The sequence below is a fragment of the Pseudomonas sp. TZ252 genome, assembly GCF_056110345.1.
The window spans coordinates 4,909,953-4,928,647 of sequence record NZ_CM148566.1; the positions used below are offsets into that span (position 1 = coordinate 4,909,953).

Consider the following 18,695-nt stretch of genomic DNA (forward strand, 5'->3'; position numbering starts at 1 on the left):
AGGAAGGATGGATAGATGAGCGGCCTACCGGTTTCCCATGTCGGCGAGAAAGTCTCGGGAGGGGTTATCTCCACCGGCTCGCCCACCGTGCACGTCGGCAGCAGCGCGGTCGGCCTGGCCGACCGGGTGTCCGCCTGCGTGCCGTTGGTGGGCAAGCCGGTCAACCCGATGCTCGGCAGCAAGCTGCTGCCGGAAGAGGTCGATTTCGCCCTGGCGGCGCCGGACACCTTCACCTTCGCCCGTGGCTACCTGTCGAGCAACCCCCGTATCGGCCGGCTCGGCCGGGGCTGGTGGCTGCCGGGCGAGAGCATGCACCTGGAACTGAGCGAAGACGCCTGCGTGCTGGTCGACGCCCAGGGCCGCCGGATCGGCTTTCCTGCGCTGGCTCCCGGCGCCCAGCATTATTCCGGCAGCGAGGAGCTGTGGCTGCGCCGCGGCGGTTCGAGCGGCGGCGAAGCGCAGGCCTGGCGCGGGCGCTGGGCGGCGGTGCCGGCCGAACTGCAGACGCAGGAGGGCTCCGTGCTGGTGCTGTCCGGCCACAGCTACCTGCATTTCCAGCGTTGCCCCGACGGTATCTGGCGCCTGCAGGCCAGCTTCGGCCGCGCCGGCTACCGCACCGAGTTCCGCTGGAGCGGACGTGGCCTGCTCACCGGCGTGCGCGACAGCGCCGGGCGCAGCTATGCGCTGGTCTACCAGCAAGCCTGCGAGCCGAGCGAGGGCGACGACGGCCTGCGTCTGTTCGGCGTGATCCTGGCCAGCCACGACGGACCGCCTCCGGACTACATCGATCCGCAGAGCCCGGGGCTCGACTGGCTGGTGCGCTACCAGTTCAGCGACAGCGGCGATCTGATCGCCGTGCGCGACCGTCTTGGCCAGGTGGTCCGGGTATTCGCCTGGCGCGAGCACATGCTGGTCGCCCACGGCGAACCGGGCGGGCTGGAGGTTCGCTACGAGTGGGATGTCCATGCTCCGCACGGGCGGGTCGTGAAGCAGATCGAGGCGGGCGGCCTGACCCGTACCTTCCGCTACCTGCGCGATGCCACCGAGGTCAGCGACAGCCTCGGCCGCGTCGAACGCTACGAGTTCGCCGGCGAGGGCGGGCAGCGGCGCTGGACCGCGCTGGTCAGGGCCGACGGCAGCCGTAGCGAGTTCGACTACGACCTGTTCGGCCGCCTGGTCGCCATGCGCGATCCGCTGGGACGGGAGACGCGGCGCCGGCGCGATGGCCAGGGGCGGATGCTCGAGGAGGAGTCGCCGGGCAAGGCGCGCTATCGCAAGCGCGTCGACGAAGAGACCGGGCTGCTGGTCGAGCTGGAGGACGCGATGCAGCGCCGCTGGACCTTCGAGCGCGACGAACGGGGCAATGCGACGACGGTGCGCGGCCCGGCCGGCAGCACCCGCTACGCCTACGAAGACCCGCGCCTGCCCGACCGGCCGACGCGAATCGTCGACCCGCGCGGCGGCGAGCGGCGCCTGGAGTGGAACCGCTTCGGCCTGTTGGCCGCGTTGACCGATTGTTCCGGCCAGGTCTGGCGTTACGACTACGACAACGAAGGACGTTTGGTCGCCAGCAGCGACCCGCTGGGACAACTGACCCGGCGCCGCTACGACCCGCTGGGGCAACTGATCGGCCTGGAATTGGCCGACGGCAGCGCCCTGAGCTATGAATACGACGCCCTTGGGCGGCAGATCCGTATCGCCGATGCCGAGGGGCACGCCACGCTGTTTTCCTGGGGGCACGGCGATCTGCTGGCGCGGGTTTCCGACGCCGGCGGCGGCGAATTGTCCTACCTGCACGACGAAGCCGGCAGGCTGGTCGCCCTGACCAACGAGAACGGCGTCCAGGCGCAGTTCCGCTACGACCTGCTGGACCGTCTGGTGGAAGAGACCGGCTTCGACGGTCGTCGCCAACGCTATCGCTACAACGCCGCTGACGAACTGATCGCCCGCGAGGATGCCGACGGTCGCGAGACCACCTATGCCTACGACCGCGACGGCCGCCTGGCGAGCATCCGGGTTCCCGCCACCGAGCACGCACCGGCCCTGGTCGAGCGTTACCGCTGGTTGGCCGACGGCCGCCTGGCCAGCGCCGGCGGGGCGGATTGCGAGGTGCGCTACACGTACGACGAGGTCGGTAACCTGCGCCTGGAAAGCCAGGTACATGCCGACGGTTGGGTCTACAGCGTCGAGCACAGCCACGACGCGCTAGGCGTGCGCCAGACCAGCCGCTACGGCGACGCGCCGCCGGTCGCCTGGCTGACCTATGGCCCGGGTCATCTGCACGGCGCGCTGGTCGGTGCGGTCGAGCTGGCCTTCGAGCGCGATGCCCTGCACCGTGAGGTGCGTCGCGACGCCCGCCGCGACGGGCAGGATGACGCGTTGTTCACCCAGGAGCGCCAGCACGCGCCGCTGGGACGCCTGCAGCGCAGCCGCCTGCGTCTGGCCGGCGGTTTCGACTGGCAGCGCGGCTATCGCTACGACGGACTTGGACAACTGGTCGGCATCGACGACAACCAGTATCCGTCGGTGCGCTACGAATACGACCTCGGCGGTCGCCTGCTGGCCAGCCGGCGCGCTGGCGCGGCGGCCAGCACCTACCGCTACGATGCCGCCGGCAACCGCCTGGAGGGCGTCGGCGAGTACGCGCGCGAGGACGCTCGCCAGGCATTCGCCGAGAACGAACTGTACCGCTCCGGTTTCAGTCGCTCCGAGGCGCGCGCGAGCCAGGCCGGCGAAGGCCCGGCGCGCTGGGCCGGCAACCGCGTGGAGAGGATCGCCGGCAACCGCTATCGCTTCGATGCGCTGGGCAACCTGGTCGAGCGTATCGGCGCCGACGGCGAGCGCCTGCGCCTGGCCTACGACGGCGCGCAGCGCCTGGTCCATCTGACGCGCGATTACGCCGACGGCACGCGGCTGGAGGCGCGCTACCGCTACGACGCGCTGTCGCGACGGATCGCCAAGGTGGTGCTGCGCGACGGTGTCGAGCAGCAGGTGCGCTTCGGCTGGGACGGCGATCGCCAATGCGCCGAAGCCTTTGCGCGGGAACTGCGCACCACCGTTCACGAACCGGGCGGTTTCGTCCCGTTGCTGCGCCTGGAGCAGGCCTGTGAGCCCGATCCCCCGGAGCTGCTGCAACTGCGCCAGGCGTTCGCCGCCGAAGGCCAGCCGCTGCCGGCGCAATGCGTGCCGGCGCTGGGCGAGGCGCGGATCGCTTTCTTCCACACCGATCACCTCGGTACCCCCCTGCAGCTGAGCGACGAACGTGGCCAACTGCGTTGGCAGGGCGTTCCGGACGACTGGCGGGCGGTAGCGCCGGAACGACAGCCGGGTGCGCAGCCGATCCGCTTCCAGGGGCAGTACCACGATGAGGAAAGCGGCCTCTACTACAACCGCTACCGTTACTACCTGCCGGAAGCCGGGCGCTATGCCAGCCAGGACCCGCTCGGCCTGGGCGGTGGCCCCAACCCCTATGCCTACGCGCTGAACGCGCCCACGCTGGCCTACGATCCCACCGGCCTGATCATCCCGCTGGTGGTGATCGGCGCCTTCGCCGCCCGCGCCGCGATCGGAGCGGCGCTGGGCGCCGGCATCGAGCTGGGGATGCAGACCGGCAAGCAGGTGCTGGGGCAGATGAAGGACAACTGGGACAGCGATCGCGACCTCACCGATATCAAGTGGAAGTGCATCGACATCAACTGGAAACACGTCGGCGCCTCGGCGGCCATCGGCACCGTGGCGCCGGGCATGCTCAGCACCGGCAAGACCGTGGTGCAGTCCGCCAAGGCGATCAGGACCCTTTCCGGACAGGCGGCCAACACCGCCAACCGCGCGGCCAAGCTGGCCGCGCGCAAGGCCGCCCATGCCGATACCATCAAGAAGGCCGTGGCCACCCAGGCCGCCTGGCAGACGGGCAAGCAGATCGTCAAATGCCCGCTGAAGGACGAAGAAGAGGAGTGCCCGCCGCAATGATCAAGCATTACCTGCTGATGACCCTCGTCTGCATACCGCTGGCGTTGCTCTACGTCTGCCTGGAATGGTTCTTCGGCAACACCTGGGTGACCGTCGGGGTGTTCTTCGGCGTGCTCGTCGTGCTGCGCCTCGGGCTCTACCTCTACCGCCGCTCGAAGGGCATCAGGGACGGCTACCTGGACGAGTGAGGCCGACCCGGCATCCCGGAGCATCGACCCATGCAGGGCCTCTTCGTCAATGGCTCCGCCAGTCTTCCGCCGCCGATGCTGTCGCGCAGGCGCTGCTGGCGGCGTTCGCCTGGTAACCTGGCGACCTGCCTGTCTTCTTTGCCAAGGTCCGAGGAGCCGACCATGCACGACCTGCCTACCTACGACGATGTGATCGCCGCCGCCGCGCGGATCGCCGGGCATGCCAACCGCACGCCGGTGATGTCCTCGCGTACCCTCGACGAAGAACTCGGCGCGGAAGTCTTCTTCAAATGCGAAAACCTGCAGCGCATGGGAGCGTTCAAGTTCCGCGGCGCCTTCAACGCGCTGTCGCGGTTTTCCGCCGAGCAGCGTGCCGCCGGGGTGGTGGCGTTCTCCTCCGGCAACCACGCCCAGGCCATCGCCCTCTCGGCGCGCTTGCTGGGGATCCCGGCGACCATCGTGATGCCGGCCGACGCGCCGGCGGTGAAGATCGAGGCGACCCGTGGCTACGGCGGGCAGGTAGTGCTCTATGACCGCTATACGGAAGATCGCGAGCAGATCGGCCGCGACCTGGCGCAGCGCCATGGCCTGACCCTGATCCCGCCCTACGATCACCCCGACGTGCTGGCCGGGCAGGGCACCGCGGCCAAGGAACTGTTCGAAGAAGTCGGTCCGCTGGACGCTTTCTTCGCGCCCCTCGGCGGCGGCGGCTTGCTCTCCGGCTGCGCCCTGGCGATCCGCGCGCTGGCGCCGGCCTGCCGGATCTACGGGGTGGAGCCGGAGGCCGGCAACGATGGCCAGCGTTCGCTGCGCAGCGGCGCCATCGTGCATATCGATACGCCGCAGACCCTCGCCGATGGCGCCCAGACCCAGCATTTGGGCAATCTCACCTTCCCGCTGATCCAGCGCAACGTCGATGACATCCTCACCGCCAGCGACGCCGAACTGGTGGATGGCATGCGCTTCCTCGCCGCGCGGATGAAGCTGCTGGTCGAGCCCACCGGTTGCCTCGGCCTGGCCGCCGCCCGCCAGCGCAAGGACGAATTGCGCGGCAAGCGGGTCGGGATCCTGCTCAGCGGCGGTAACGTCGACCTGACGCGTTTCTGCGCCTTGCTCGGCGGCTAGCCGGCCGCTAGAGGCCGAGTCCTTCGCTGGCTGCCCAGCGCGCCATCAGGCGGTTCGACGGCAGGCTTTCGTCGAGCAGCTTGCGCGCGCTTTCCACCCCCGCGACCGGCAGGCCCTGCGGGTCGAGCAGGCCGATCTGCACCAGCACGCCGGCCTGGTCCCAATAGATGTGCTCGTGGTAAAGGCGGTCGCCGCGAAAGCGCACCACGCCGAGCATGGGGATTTCCACGAAGCGCCCGGTGGGTGGGACGCCGGGCAGCAGCCAGTCGATCTCGCAGCTGTGGGTGAAGCGCATGACGAACTCGTCGACCACCTGCAGCGCCCCCACCGTCCGCGAAATCGGCGTGAGGGTCATGTCCGGCGGGTTGCCGTGGATGAAGTGATGGCGGTAGAAGCGGCTCAGTTCGCGCTGGCCGACGCCGCCGGTGAGGGTCGGGACATGGTTGACGTAGGGCTCGGCGACCATGGTCGCCATGGTCGCGGCGACGTCGCGGGTATCGAACTCGTGGCGCACATGCTCGTCCCACAGCGCGGAGAGGTCGAAGTTCGGCCCGATCTCCCGCTTCAGGGCGGCGATGCTGCGTTCGTGAGCCATCAGGTAGGCCGGTTTGTCGAAGTGCATGCCGCCGACGCGGGCGAAGGCGTGATCGACGCCGGGGTAGAGGTACAACTCGGTCTTGGGCAGGTTGCGCAGGCAGGGCAGGATCGCGTCGCGGGCCTGCTGCGGGCAGTAGGCGTCCTGTTCGGCGAAATGCAGCACCAGCCGGCCCTTGATCTGTTTCGCCTCGTCGAGCAGCGCCTCGATGCCCATGCCGTAGTAGCCCACCGAGCAGGAGACGTCGGTGCGCGTCGCGGCGAGGTAGGCCAGCTTGCCGCCCATGCAGAAGCCGACGAAGCCGATCCCGGCGTGGACCACCTCCTTGCGTTGGCGCAGGTGCTCGATACAGGCGGCGATGTCGTCCACCGCGGCGTCCAGATCGATGCGCTGGAACAGCTCGATGGCCTTGGCGAAGGCCGCTTCGTCGTAGCCCAGGTCGACCCCCGGCTGCAGCCGCCAGAACAGGTCGGGGACCAGGGCCACGTAGCCCTCTTCGGCGTACAGGTCGGCCACCGCGCGCATGTTCGCGTTGACGCCGAAGATTTCCTGACCGATCACCACGCCCGGCCCCTTGCCGCTGGCGGGGAGCGCGAGATACGCGTCGAACCGGCCGCTGCCGTCGGACGCGGCGATGCTGACGTACTGTCCCATGCCTGGATTCCTCATCGGGTTGTTGTTGGAGTGGGAAAACGGGAAAGCGAAGCGAACCAGCCTAGTAGGAACCGGTCGGCGGGTCATTGGCTATCCGCATGCTGGCGGGAGGGTATCCGGATTGTCCGGGAGCGAGGGGCGGGAGGCGGCGCGCTCCTCGGCGAGCCGCTCGCGGATACCGCTCAGGCCCGCTGGCGCTGCCAGGGCGGGCCAGCGGCGAACCGCGCTTCCACCCATTGGCGGAACGCGCTGGCCGCTGCCGTGGCGTAGCGCGCCGAGGGGCGCACCAGGTAGACGCCGGCGTCGGCGTCCAGTTGCCACTCCGGCAGCACCCGTACCAGCCTGCCGGCTTCGAGGTCGCGGCTCATCAGCCACTCGCCGGCGGCGAAGATACCCAGGCCCTGGCGTGCGGCGCAGAGCAGGGCCTCGTTGTCGTTGCTGACCATCGAGCCGCGTACCCGCACGGGCTGCTGTTCGTCCTGGCGGGTCAGCTTCCATTCCGGGTACGAGTGCAGTCCGCTGAAGCCGAGGCAGTTGTGTGCCGCCAGGTCGGCCGGGATACGCGGTACCCCATGCCGCTCCAGGTAGTCGGGAGCGGCACCGAGGATGCGCCGATGGGCGCACAGCCGCCTGGCCACCAGGCGGCTGTCGGCCAGTTCGCCGACCCGGATCGCGAGGTCGAAGCCTTCCGCGATGATGTCGACGAAGCGCTCCGAATAGTCGGTTTCCAGCACCACCTGCGGATGCGCCAGGGCGAACTCCGCCAGCAGCGGACCGAGCCAGAGCCGGCCCATCGCCGACGGCAGGGCGATGCGCAGGCGTCCGCGCAGTTGCGCGGCGCCCAGGCTGGCTTCGTGCTCGGCCTCGTCGAGCAGGTCGACGGCCTGGCGGAAGCGGCTCGCCAGGCGCTCGCCTTCATCGGTGAAGCGCAGTTGCCGGGTGGTGCGTTCGACCAGGCGGATGCCGAGGCGACGCTCCAGTGCGCCGAGCCGCTTCGAGAGCACCGAGGGATGTCGTTGCAGGGCGCGGCCGGCGGCGGCGAACGAACCGTGCTCGGCCAGGGCCAGGAGCGTGGCGACTTCATCGGCCTGCCGGCTGTCGAACGGTTGCATGCATGCGCCTCTTGCGGGTGGGTCAGGGCAAGAGTACCAGCGCGCCTTGCGAGCGTCCCTCCAGCAGATCGGTATGCGCCACGGCCGCCTCGGCCAGCGGGTAGCGCCGCCAGACCCGGGGCTGGATGACACCGTCTGCATGGGCGCGCAGCACAGCCTGCGCGCGTAGCCGGTATTCCTCCGGGTTGGCGGTGTGGGCGGCGAGCGAGGGACGGGTGAGGAACAGCGAACCCTTGGCGTTGAGGGTGGCGACTTCGACGGCTGGCGGCACGCCGGAGGTAGCGCCGAAGGACACCAGCAGGCCGCGCGGACGCAAGCTGTTCAGGGATGCCTCGAAGGTAGCGCGACCGATGGGGTCGTAGACCACATCGACCTTGCGCCCGGCGGTCAGCTCGGCGACCTGGGCGGCGAGACTGGCCGCGTCGAACACCAGCACCTCGTCGCAGCCGGCAGCCCTGGCCCGCTCGACGCTTTCCGCCTTCGACACCACGCCGATCACCCAGGCGCCCAGGTGCCGGGCCCAGGCCGCCATCAACTGGCCGACGGCGCCCGCCGCGCCGTACAGCAGGATGCGTGTGCCGGGCCCGACGGGGTAGGTGGCGTGCAGCAGGTAGTGCGCGGTGATGCCCTTGAACAGCAGCGCCGCCGCGTCCTCGAAAGCGAGTGTGTCGGGCAGCTTCAGCAAGCGCTCGGCGGGGTAGAGCCGGGCGCTGGCATAGGCGCCCAGCGGGCCGGTGGCATAGGCGACGCGGTCGCCCGGCGCCAGTCCGGAGACTCCCGGACCCAGCGCGGCGACCACTCCGGCGCCTTCCAGGCCGAGGCCGGACGGCAGCGGAATCGGTACCGCTCCCGAGCGCTGGCCGAGGTCCAGCGGATTGACGCCGATGGCGGCCTGCTCCAGCCAGACCTCGCCGGGGCCCGGTTGCTGCGCCTGGACTTGCTCCAGGCGCAGGACCTCGGGGCCTCCGTTTGCGTTGAGGGTGATGCGACTGGGCATGGCGGTCTCCTTGGCTGCGTTCGTCGTTCCGGCAGTCTAATGAAGCATCCGGGGATGACCAGGTAGGTTCTTTGCAGTTGATTGCTGCACCGCATGCAGTAGTGAGACGGTGCTCCAAGGTGACCGAAAGTCGTGTTTCCGTATCGACAGGATTCGCCTAGTGTAAGGCGGCAGCCTGGACGGCCATGGTCCCTGTGGTCGCCGGGATCATTTCGGGAGAGTCCCATGACGGCACCTTTCAAGGATCATTTCTCCACGGGTTCGGCGAACTACGCCGCACATCGTCCGACCTACCCGGCGCAGTTGGTCGACGAGCTGGCCGCGCTCTGCCCCGGCACCCGCCTGGCCCTGGACTGCGGCTGCGGCACCGGACAGCTCACGGTGCTGTTGGCCGAGCGTTTCGAACGGGTGGTCGGTACCGACGCCAGCGCCGCGCAGATCGACAAGGCGCAGGCTCGCGAGCGGGTCGAGTATCGCGTGGCCCTGGCCGAGGACAGCGGACTGGCGGCGGCCAGCGCCGACCTGGTGACGGTCGCCCAGGCCGCCCACTGGCTGGAGCTGCCGCGCTTCTACGAGGAAGTCCGGCGTGTGGCCCGCGCGGACGCCATCCTGGCCCTGGTTACCTATGGCGTATTGCATGTCGACGGACCCATGGAACCGCTGGTCCAGCACTTCTACCACCAGGTCGTCGGCCCCTACTGGCCTGCCGAGCGGCGCCACGTGGAGGAGGGCTACCGCAGTCTGCCGTTCCCCTTCGAGGAGCGTCGCCTGCCGGACCTGGCCATCGAGGTGGCCTGGACCCTGGACGAACTGCTGGGCTATGTCGGTACCTGGTCGGCGGTGAAGGAGGCCGGCAAGGCCCTTGGCCAGGATCCGGGCGCCGCGTTCGTCGATGAGCTGCGCGAAGCCTGGGGCGACCCGCAGACGCGCTATCGGGTCAGTTGGCCGCTGACGGTGCGCGCCGGGGTGATCCGCTGAGCCATCGGACGCAATCCGAAACTCAACCATGACGGCGGGGAGAGCGCCGATCGCGTCCGCCTGCCGTCTACGCAGGTCGCTGCAACCCCCTGGCAGCCGCGGCGTCGCTTGAGCGCGGGCACAGGGGGCAGGTGGTGCGCCGAGTCGTATTCGTCGAACTCGCCATGCCGCCCCAGGCCGGGTCGGCGTGCAGGTTGCCAGTTCCTGGCGTACGGGGCGCTCAGTGCGTGCTTTCGTTTCACTGAGCGAGGTTTTCCAGCGCTATGAAGAAATCGCCCCGATTGCAGGATGAGTCTTGCTTTCGTCCCGGTTTCCCTGCCGCTGGCTGCTGAATCGAGGGTGCACTCCGCGCAGTCCGGCCCCTCACCTTGAGAGCCGTTGCCATTGTCGGGGTTACCCACGTGCTTTCCAGCAGGTACGGAGCCGATGGGAGATCGAGTTGGCGAGAGTGCCGGCTTGCTCCGGCCTTCTGAAGGCTCTTCTTGAATCAGAAAAACCTTACGCCAGAAGTAGTGGGGGCTGATGGCCCCGCTCGCTTCGATCCTTCATGGTTAGCGGGTTCTGTTCTTCTTCGCCGTGGAGAGTTTTTCTGTGAGTGGTTCCCTCTTGGTACCGGCCAGTCTCGCCAGTCGCATCAGGCTCCTGCTGGTCATGACCCGGCGCGAGGTCGAACTGCGTTATCGCGACGCCATGTTGGGCCGCATCTGGATCATCGTCTCGCCGTTCCTGCTCTTGCTGATCTATACGTTTGTCTTCGGCTTCGTGCTGAAGTCGCGCTGGGGTGGAAGCCAGAGCACGCTCTCCTTCGCCTTGACCCTGTTTTCCGGACTCCTGCTGAACGGGATCCTCGCTGAAAGCCTGTCCAGGGCCCCGACTATCATCCAGGCCAACGCCAACTACGTGAAGAAGCTGGTTTTTCCCCTGGAGATACTCCCCCTCACACCGCTGCTGGCCGCTTTCTTCAACGCCATGCTCGGCTACCTGGTGCTCTGTATCTTTCTTCTCTTCAGCGGCGTCGAGCCAGGCTGGCAACTGGTTCTGCTACCGCTTGCCCTGCTCCCCTTCCTGCTCTGCGTGACGGGGCTGGCGTGGTTCCTCGCGGGACTCGGGGTCTATGTTCGCGACATAGGGCAGTTCGTCCAGTTTCTCCTGGTGCTTCTGCTATTCATCAGCCCGGTGTTCTATCCGCTGTCATCCTTGCCACCGGTAATGCAGCCCTACCTGTACCTCAATCCGCTGACGATCCCGGTGGAAATGGTCAGGGCGATCCTTTTCGATGCTCCCTATCCGACCCTTGGGGTCTTCAGCGTTTATTGCGTTGCGTCTCTGCTGGTCTGTTCATCGGGCTTCCTCTGGTTCCGTCGGGTTCAGGAAGGTTTTGCAGATGTCCTCTGAGGCCGTTTCCCCGGGCCCGCAGATGACGGCCGAGTGGATACCGCTGGGGCAGCGTTTGCTCGAACGCGGGTTGGTGAGCGGCCAGGAACTCGAGCGGGCGCTCGACCTGCAACGCCGGCTTGGCGGCCGTCTGGGAGGCATTTTCGTGCGTTCCGGAGCCATCTCGGAAAATACCCTCATGCAGGTGCTGGCGGAGCAACTGCGGTTGCCGCTGGTGGGGGACGACCTGCGGAAGCCGAGCGAAGAGTCCATCGCCGCATTCCTGCTCAGTACCCCGATCAATACCGACTGGTTCGTCGAAGAGCAACTGGTGGTCTGGGAGGAGGGCGAGCAACTGCTGTTCGCGGCGCGTGATCCGTTATCTCCTTCGATACGCGAAACCCTGGGCTATTTCTATCCGGAGCGCTCGATTCAAGCAGTGCTGTGCCGCTCCCAGGATCTGGACGGCTGGTTGGAGCACTCCCTGGACCTGGCCCGGCAAGGTGCGGATCGGCACGCCTACGGCAGCGAAGACATCCGCTACCTGCGGGAGTTGGCGGAGGAGGCGCCGGTAGTCGAACTCGTCAACAACGTGATGAGCCAGGCCATGGAAAAGCGTTCTTCGGATATTCACATCGAACCCCGGGAGTTCGACTTCCGTATCCGCTTCCGCGTCGACGGCGTCCTGCACGACCAACTGAGCCTTCCCCGCGAGCGATTCGCGGCGGTCGTCTCGCGGATCAAGCTGATCTCCGCCATCGACATCGCGGAGCGACGGTTGCCGCAGGATGGACGCATGAGCATCCGGGTCAGCGGTACGGAGCTCGACGTGCGGGTCTCCACCTTGCCAGGGGTGCATGGCGAATCGGTGGTCATGCGCCTGTTGCCGAAGGAGCGCGAGGGGTTGCGCCTGGACCGGCTCGGGATGCTCCCGGACCACTTGCGGAGGATGCGTGCATGGGTATCGGAACCCCACGGCATCATCCTGGTGACCGGCCCCACCGGATCGGGCAAGTCCACCACGCTCTATGGCGCGCTGGAGGAAATCAATGATGGCGTGCGCAAGCTCATCAGCGTGGAAGATCCCGTGGAATACCAGGTGCCCAATATCACCCAGGTCCAGGTCCATGCCGACATCGGCCTGACCTTCGCTGCCGCCTTGCGCTCGATCCTGCGGCAGGATCCCGATGTGATCATGATCGGGGAGATACGCGACCTGGAGACGGCGGAGATCGCCGTACAGTCCTCGCTCACCGGTCACCTGGTGCTTTCGACCCTGCATACCAACGATGCGGTGAGCGCCTTCACGCGTTTGATCGACATGGGCGTGGAACCCTTCCTGGTGGCTTCGCCGGTGCGCGGTGTCCAGGCCCAGCGACTGGTGCGCAGGTTGTGCGCCCACTGCGCGGAACCTTGCGAGCCAACCCTTGCTGCGGCCGATCTGGCAGCGACCCAGGCGGCCACCGCGCGGCTGTTCCCGGGGCAGGCAGCGCAATGGCGCGTGGCGCGAGGCTGCGGCCGCTGCGAAGGTACCGGCTACAGCGGCCGTGTGGGCATCTACGAACTCGTCGATCTGTCTTCCGAGATGCGCGACCTGATCGTGCAGAGAGCTTCCCTCGAACAGATGCATCGGCTTGCCGCCAGCCAGGGACAGCGCAATCTGCGTGAAGATGGCTTGATCAAGGCCTGGTTGGGTATGACCAGTCTTGACGAGGTGCATCGCGTGACCAGCGGCTAAGCCCATGAATTTCATCTACCAGGCCGTCGATCGCAAGGGCAGGCGCGTTCGTGGCGAACTCTGCCTCCCCACGCGCCAGGATGCGCTGCGGCAGTTGCAGCGCCAGGGGCTCACCCCGCTCAGCCTGGAGGTGAAACGCCGCAACCTGGGCTCGCGACGTCGGCTCAAGGCCGAGGAATTGAACATGGCCATCCACGAACTGGCCACCATGCTCGCGGCGGGAGTGAGCATGGCCGACGCGGTGGAGGCTCAGGAGCGAGGCGCGCGCCACCCGAAGTTGATTACCGCCCTGCAGGCGATGGCCAATGGCCTGCGCCAGGGGCAATCCTTTCCCGTGGTGCTGGAGAGCGCCGGCCTCGACTTGCCGCGCTATGTATATCAACTGGTGGCGGCCGGCGAGATGACCGGAAACCTCGCAGGAGCCTTGAGGGACTGTGCCACGCAGATGGAATACGAACGGCGAACCCGCGCCGAGTTGCAAGGGGCGCTGATCTACCCTGCGATTCTGGTGCTCAGCGGGGTGCTCGCCGTGGCGACCCTGTTCGTCTTCGTCGTTCCGAAATTCGCCAATCTCCTGAACGAGACTGCCCAGCTCCCGTGGCTTGCCTGGGCAGTGCTGAGCATCGGGGTATGGAGCAACGAGAGTTCCGGCTTGCTGGCGTTCGCCGTCCTGCTGCTTGCTGGCGGCATCGCCGTGGCGCTGCGCAATCCGGCGCTCCGCGCCCATGCGCTCGACCAGTTGGTGCGCCTGCCCGTAGTCGGGGAATGGTTGATGCAGGCGGAAATAGCGCAATGGTCGAAGGTGCTTGGAACCCTGCTGGGAAATCGTGTGCCGCTGGTGGAGGCCCTGCTGCTTTCCGCCGCTGGCGTCCGCATTGCCCGGCAGCGCCGGACCCTGGAGCGAGTCACCCAGGATGTGCGGGCCGGCATCGCCTTGTCGGCAGCGTTGGAGGAGCGCCAGGCGGTCACGTCCATCGGTTCGAGCCTGGTGCGGGTTGGAGAGGCTTCCGGGCAGCTCGCGGAGATGCTGCAGAGCCTGGCGACGCTCTATGGAGAGGCCGGGCAGGCGCGAATGAAAAAGGCCCTGGTACTGATCGAGCCTTTGGCGATCCTGCTGATCGGCTCTGTGTTCGGCCTGATCATTACCGGCGTGGTACTGGCGATTACCAGCGCCAACGACATGGTGCTTTGAATGCCGGGTATCGATGCCGCGGCTGGTTGGATGAGACGTGAAGTGGAAACCGTATGAACAGAGCTGCACAACAGGGCTTCACCCTGCTCGAGATGATTGTGGTGTTGGTGATTATCGGCATGCTGATGGGGCTCGTCGGGCCGCGACTGTTCAATCAGGCCGACAAGGCGAAGGCGCAGACGGCGGATACCCAGGTGAAGATGCTCAAGGGCGCGTTGCTCACCATGCGCCTGGACATCGGCCGGCTGCCGACCGAAGAAGAAGGCCTGGCGCTACTCAACACGCCGCCTTCCGATGAACGTCTCGGGGCCTTCTGGCACGGGCCCTACCTCGAGGGCGGCGTACCGCTGGACCCCTGGAACCGGCCTTACCTGTACAGCGACAGGCCGAGTGCCGAACAACCCTTCACTCTCTACAGTCAGGGCGCGGATGGGCAGCCCGGTGGGAAAGGCCTGGATGCCGATGTCGGTTACGCGCCCAAACGTTGACCAGGCCGCGTTCACCTTGCTCGAACTGCTGGTGGTGCTGGTGATCGTCGGGGCCATTGCTGCGGTGGCGTTGCCCGGCCTGGTGAGGATGCAGGAGACCTGGGCGCGCAGGACCGCGCTGGACGATCCGTTCAATCAATTGCAGACCTTGGGCTATCGCGTGCGCAGCGATGGGCGGGAGCTGCTCATTGGTGAGAGCGGGGCGGTTCCCGAGCAGTTGCTGCGACTGCCCGATGGCTGGACGGTTACTGCTCGGCCGCCGATACGTTACATGGCAAACGGAGTTTGCCTGGGCGGAAAGTTGCAGGTCCATCATGGGCGCGCGACACATACGCTGCTGCTTCAGCCACCCCTCTGCGCGCCCGGGACGATCCGCTGATGCCGGCGCGGCAGGAAGGCTTCACGCTCCTGGAGGCGGTGGTTGCGCTGACGCTCCTGGCAGTGGTCGGCGGTGCGCTATTCGCCTGGCTCAACAGTGCCTTTCGGAGCATGCAGCGGGTCGAGGCGGCCGAGCTGCGCATCGAGACGGCCCGGGTGGCGATGGCTTATCTGGAGCGCATGAACCCTGCGCTCGAACCCGCAGGCAGGGCCCGGCTGGGGCATTACCGGCTGGAGTGGCGAAGTTCGCCGCTGTCCGCGTCGAAAGCGGCGGTGGGCCGCCATAGCGGCAGTCCGGGCATCTACGACGTGACCTTGTTCAGGGTCGTCGCCAGCATCCGGGCCGGCGATGGAACGCCGCAGACGCTGCAACTGGAGCTTCCCGGGTACGTGGTCATCCCAGCGCGACTGGGTGATGGACCATGATCCGCTCGCGACGAAAACAGGGTGCATTCACCCTGCTCGAGATGATCGTGGTGCTGCTGGTCGTTTCCTTCATCGGCACGTTGCTCATGCAAGGGTTGAGCTATGCCAGCAAGGCCAACCAGTCCTTGCACCAGAGCCTGGGGCGCGGACAGGTCCGGGCGCTGACCTTCGATTGGTTCCGTGATGCGGTGGAGAACCTGGTCGCTCCCGAGGCTGGCGAGGTCCGCTGGCGTCTGCGAGGGGACGAACTCAGTTTCGAGGCCATGTCTGCCGCGGCCCTGGATCGCCGTGCGGGCATCCCGACGCCCTTGGCCTTCCGGCTTGAGCGGCGGGCAGGAGAGGACCGGACCGAGTTGATCTATGTGCGAAGGCTGGAGGACAGTCGCTGGCCCCTCCTGCATCTGCGCGGCGAAGCTCGCTTCCGCTATCTGGACGGTCACGGCCAGTGGCACCGGGACTGGCCGCCGAGCGCGCAACTGGCCGATACCCTTCCCGAGGCGATGGCACTGGCGGCTCCCGAGGAGCGCCTGTTTGTCCTTGTCGCGGTCGTACTGCCCAGAGCGAGGCCCGCCGAACATGATTTCTGATGGCGCACGCCGACATGCGGCGTCTGCCCGCTCGTCTGGCTTCGTTCTGGTCGGAGTGGTCTGGTTCCTGGCCATCATGACCCTGCTGGCCAGTGCCGCTGTACTCTGGGTCGGGCGCTCGCTGGATGCCACGGAAAACCGGCGCAAGGCGCTGCTTCGTGAGCTGGAGGAGCATGCCTTGCTGGCGCGGGTCCAATGGCTGGTGGCTACCCAGCGCTATACCGTCGCGGGCCTGAGCGTACCGGGAAATGCTGGCGCCGCGCCGAGCAAGGTGGACATGGACACTTCGATCCTGCCCATTGGCGGGGAGCTGCCTCTGGATGGCCGGGAGTTCTGCATGGCCAATGGCTGGTGCGTTGCGCTGCTCGATCGCTCCGCGCGCCTCAGTCTTTCCGGCATCGATCCGCGGGTACTGTCCAGGCTGCTGGCGGGGTTGGGGGTTCCCGCCGAGCAGGTGCAGGTCATGGTCGCCCAATGGTTCAGCTATCTCTATCCCGGCGCCGCTCCACGACTGGGTAGTGCCGCGCAAGCCAGCGACAGGTCCTCTCCGGGCCAGGCCCGGCGCCGTCCGTTGCGCTCGGTGATGGAAGTCTTCCGGCTGGAGGCCTGGCGCCCCTGGGAAGCGCATTTGCTCGACGCCGGTTGGCGCGATCTGGTCGCGGCGGACGAGGCGGCGCTGAACATCAACACCGCGGATGCCCGAATCCTGTCTCTTGCCTGGGGACTACCGGAGGACGCTGTCGGCCGACTGCTGCAAGCCCGCTGGCAGCGTCCGTTCACCCGGATGTCGGACCTGCATGACGTCCTCGGGGGTCATGCGAGGCTGGTTCCCGAGGATGGATGGGCGCGCCTGGCCAGTCCGGTCCTGTCGATTCGGCTCTACCCGCCAGGAGCCGAGCAGGGGACGGAATACGAGGTCCGCTTCAACTCAGAGCACCGCCTGCTGCCACCCTGGCAGCTTCTCTCGAAGAGGTCCGTGAAGATAAATGATCGCTACTCGAATCCTCCGTTGCATCCCGATATCGCCCCCGGGGTTCTTGCCGCCCCGCTTGTGGCAAGGCCGTGGTAAGGATGGCCGGGCGCAGCTTGAGTGGGTACGTAGAGGTACAGGGTTGGCGCGGCGCGCCCCAGCGCAGTGGATCGTGGATCGGGCGTGGTGTGTCTATCGCTGTCTCGATCTCAATCATGTGCCGCGCTCTGACCGGTATCAGGCACTGGCGTTGAAGCTTGCCGCCCTGGCGCCTTTTCGCCGCGCAGGCCATTACGTAGCCTGGCGGGGTGGCCATGCTCTGGTCTGGTTCTGGGATGAGGAGGTCCGGGAGGCCGTTGCCGAAGACTGCGTCGACCAACCTCGGCGTTATCGCTGTATCCCCGAATCCCTGCTGCAGGCTCCCCCTCGGTCGATCGCGGAAGGCGAGACGGTTCGGCTGCTTCGGGTTCGCTCCGGGCTGGATCTCCAGGTCTGGAGAGATGACTGCCTTGTCCTGAGCCATTTCTTTCCCAGCCCACCCCAGCCAGAACAATGGGTTCGGTTGCTCCGGGGGCTGGCGGGAATACGCATCCCGGAGAGCCTGGTTGCCGAGCCTGGAGAGTCACTGGGCCGTCCCTGGGCCGTTCCGGCGGCGGAAGCAACGCTGCTGCGATGGGAGCGTTGGTTGCCGCATGGGCTCATAGCCACCCTGTTGCTGGGATGCGGATTCAATCTGGGGGAAGGTTTGTCCTGGTGGTGGGCCGAGCGTGCGCTGCGAACGCAGTACGACCAGCTGAGCGGCCAGGTCTCGCCGATCCTCAGCGCACGCAACCAGGCCTTGCAGACCAATCGGATGGCCACGGAGCTGGGGCGCGCTTTGCAGCATCGCTCGCAGGTGGCGCTGCTGGGACAGGTAGCGGAACTGTTGCCGAAGGACAGTCGGTTGCTCGCCTGGCGCTATCGAGGCTCCGAGCTGGAGTTGCGGATTGCCACCGACAGTGTCGACCCGCGTCTCTATGTGAGGCGTTTCATGGAGTCGGGGAGTTTCGAAGATGTCAGGGTGGAACCTTCGCAGAGCGAGGGGCTATCGCTGAGCCTGGTCCTGCGTACGCCGGGGGAGGGTGCCTGATGTCGGACTTCCAGCGATCACTGCAGTTCCAGGGGCGGAACCTGCAACGACAATGGCAGGAAAAACCACTCTTGCGCATGGCCATCTGGAGCCTGTGCCTGCTGCTGGTTGTGCATCTGGTCATGCTCAGCATGGATTGGAGGGAGGAACGAGGGGAGGAATATCGTCGTCTGGCCGGGGAATGGCTCAAGCTCCAGGACGTTTCCCGGCAGACCGCCTGGCCGGAGCGGGCGATGCAGGCGGAGCAGGTACTGAACCTTCAGCGAGAGCGCTTCTGGCAGGCGCCGAATGCGTCGCAGGCGAGGGCCGATGTGCAGGCCTGGCTGACCGAGCGGGTTCGCCTGGCGGGCGTCCCTGACGCGGAAGTGAGCGTACTGCTTCCTCGCGGCTTCGAGAAGCAAGGGACGATCGCGCGTATCGAGGCCCAGGTTCGCGGGCAGTTGCAGCCAGCCTCGTTCAGTCGGTTGTTGCAGGATATAGAAGCGGAGCAGCGGCAAGTATCGGTGGAGTTTCTGGAACTGAACAATATGTTGTCGCCCATGCTCAATCTACAATTGTCGTTCCTGTTCGTAGCGGCCTATTGAAGCGGATGTGGATCGGGCAGCACCCGTTTGCTGGAAGAGTTCGGCGGAGGGCGGTGCCCTTCGATGGAGCGAGTTGCCGCCAGGCGGCCGGGAAACCGAATCCGCTCGGGACGCCTGCGATTCGGCTCTCCGGCCCGCCATTGTCGCATTCGCGCAGCGAAGAACGGCCAGTCTGGTCCGGCCTGTAAACAAGTGCAAAATTTTACTTCAT

Annotated in this window: 17 protein-coding genes; 14 read left to right on the top strand and 3 right to left on the bottom strand. The window is 66.9% G+C overall.

Annotation, left to right across the window (positions count from 1 at the left end; translation table 11 throughout):
* The first annotated feature begins 15 nt into the window (after positions 1–15).
* The 3 genes from tse5 to ACYAF3_RS22955 all read left to right on the top strand — a co-directional run bounded on the left by tse5 (position 16) and on the right by ACYAF3_RS22955 (position 5,282).
* Positions 16–3,969 carry a type VI secretion system effector Tse5 gene (tse5, locus tag ACYAF3_RS22945; protein WP_017001979.1) on the top strand — a complete coding sequence of 1,318 codons (3,954 nt, stop codon included), beginning with the start codon at positions 16–18 and terminating at the stop codon, positions 3,967–3,969.
* Entirely contained in the window at positions 3,966–4,157 is a 192-nt protein-coding gene (locus tag ACYAF3_RS22950; RefSeq protein WP_003090543.1) for a hypothetical protein, read from the top strand. Before tse5 ends, ACYAF3_RS22950 begins: the two co-directional genes overlap by 4 nt.
* Before the next feature lie 162 nt (positions 4,158–4,319).
* Entirely contained in the window at positions 4,320–5,282 is a 963-nt protein-coding gene (locus ACYAF3_RS22955; RefSeq protein ID WP_105579341.1) for a threo-3-hydroxy-L-aspartate ammonia-lyase, read from the top strand.
* A 7-nt stretch (positions 5,283–5,289) separates the two neighbouring features.
* Here the strand turns inward: ACYAF3_RS22955 and ACYAF3_RS22960 are convergent, their stop codons facing one another.
* The 3 genes from ACYAF3_RS22960 to ACYAF3_RS22970 all read right to left on the bottom strand — a co-directional run bounded on the left by ACYAF3_RS22960 (position 5,290) and on the right by ACYAF3_RS22970 (position 8,640).
* A complete protein-coding gene (locus ACYAF3_RS22960) occupies positions 5,290–6,531 on the bottom strand; it encodes a dienelactone hydrolase family protein (RefSeq protein ID WP_016562022.1) in 1,242 nt (413 codons plus the stop codon).
* Between the two features lie 182 nt (positions 6,532–6,713).
* Positions 6,714–7,643, bottom strand: coding sequence for a LysR family transcriptional regulator (locus ACYAF3_RS22965; protein ID WP_003160458.1), 930 nt, complete (start codon positions 7,641–7,643; stop codon positions 6,714–6,716).
* Positions 7,644–7,665: 22 nt separating this feature from the next.
* Positions 7,666–8,640: a quinone oxidoreductase family protein gene (locus ACYAF3_RS22970; RefSeq protein WP_003097735.1), complete on the bottom strand. Its 975-nt coding sequence runs from the start codon at positions 8,638–8,640 to the stop codon at positions 7,666–7,668.
* Between the two features lie 225 nt (positions 8,641–8,865).
* Between ACYAF3_RS22970 and ACYAF3_RS22975 the strand changes: the two genes are divergently transcribed.
* From ACYAF3_RS22975 to ACYAF3_RS23025, 11 genes are all read left to right on the top strand, one after another.
* Complete coding sequence (locus tag ACYAF3_RS22975) at positions 8,866–9,618, top strand: class I SAM-dependent methyltransferase (protein ID WP_016562021.1); 753 nt, start codon at positions 8,866–8,868, stop codon at positions 9,616–9,618.
* Between the two features lie 591 nt (positions 9,619–10,209).
* The gene (locus ACYAF3_RS22980; RefSeq protein ID WP_003097732.1) at positions 10,210–11,013 is read left to right on the top strand and encodes an ABC transporter permease; all 804 of its coding nucleotides are present in this window, start codon (positions 10,210–10,212) and stop codon (positions 11,011–11,013) included.
* A complete protein-coding gene (locus ACYAF3_RS22985) occupies positions 11,003–12,730 on the top strand; it encodes a GspE/PulE family protein (RefSeq protein WP_105579342.1) in 1,728 nt (575 codons plus the stop codon). The genes ACYAF3_RS22980 and ACYAF3_RS22985 overlap by 11 nt, the downstream gene beginning before the upstream one ends.
* Positions 12,731–12,734: 4 nt before the next feature.
* Positions 12,735–13,922: a type II secretion system F family protein gene (locus ACYAF3_RS22990; protein ID WP_003097729.1), complete on the top strand. Its 1,188-nt coding sequence runs from the start codon at positions 12,735–12,737 to the stop codon at positions 13,920–13,922.
* Positions 13,923–13,975: 53 nt separating this feature from the next.
* Positions 13,976–14,410, top strand: a complete 435-nt coding sequence (gspG, locus tag ACYAF3_RS22995; protein WP_003110089.1) for a type II secretion system major pseudopilin GspG — start codon at positions 13,976–13,978, stop codon at positions 14,408–14,410.
* On the top strand, positions 14,379–14,789 hold the full coding sequence (locus ACYAF3_RS23000; RefSeq protein ID WP_128669702.1) for a prepilin-type N-terminal cleavage/methylation domain-containing protein: 411 nt from the start codon (positions 14,379–14,381) through the stop codon (positions 14,787–14,789). Before gspG ends, ACYAF3_RS23000 begins: the two co-directional genes overlap by 32 nt.
* Positions 14,789–15,214 carry a PulJ/GspJ family protein gene (locus ACYAF3_RS23005; protein ID WP_003116709.1) on the top strand — a complete coding sequence of 142 codons (426 nt, stop codon included), beginning with the start codon at positions 14,789–14,791 and terminating at the stop codon, positions 15,212–15,214. The genes ACYAF3_RS23000 and ACYAF3_RS23005 overlap by 1 nt, the downstream gene beginning before the upstream one ends.
* A complete protein-coding gene (locus ACYAF3_RS23010; protein ID WP_003119954.1) occupies positions 15,211–15,801 on the top strand; it encodes a PulJ/GspJ family protein in 591 nt (196 codons plus the stop codon). The genes ACYAF3_RS23005 and ACYAF3_RS23010 overlap by 4 nt, the downstream gene beginning before the upstream one ends.
* A complete protein-coding gene (locus ACYAF3_RS23015) occupies positions 15,791–16,870 on the top strand; it encodes a type II secretion system minor pseudopilin (RefSeq protein ID WP_003160453.1) in 1,080 nt (359 codons plus the stop codon). Before ACYAF3_RS23010 ends, ACYAF3_RS23015 begins: the two co-directional genes overlap by 11 nt.
* Positions 16,871–17,516: 646 nt before the next feature.
* Complete coding sequence (locus ACYAF3_RS23020) at positions 17,517–17,900, top strand: hypothetical protein (protein WP_024099895.1); 384 nt, start codon at positions 17,517–17,519, stop codon at positions 17,898–17,900.
* The gene (locus ACYAF3_RS23025; RefSeq protein WP_003097715.1) at positions 17,900–18,484 is read left to right on the top strand and encodes a GspMb/PilO family protein; all 585 of its coding nucleotides are present in this window, start codon (positions 17,900–17,902) and stop codon (positions 18,482–18,484) included. The genes ACYAF3_RS23020 and ACYAF3_RS23025 overlap by 1 nt, the downstream gene beginning before the upstream one ends.
* Positions 18,485–18,695: the final 211 nt, after the last annotated feature.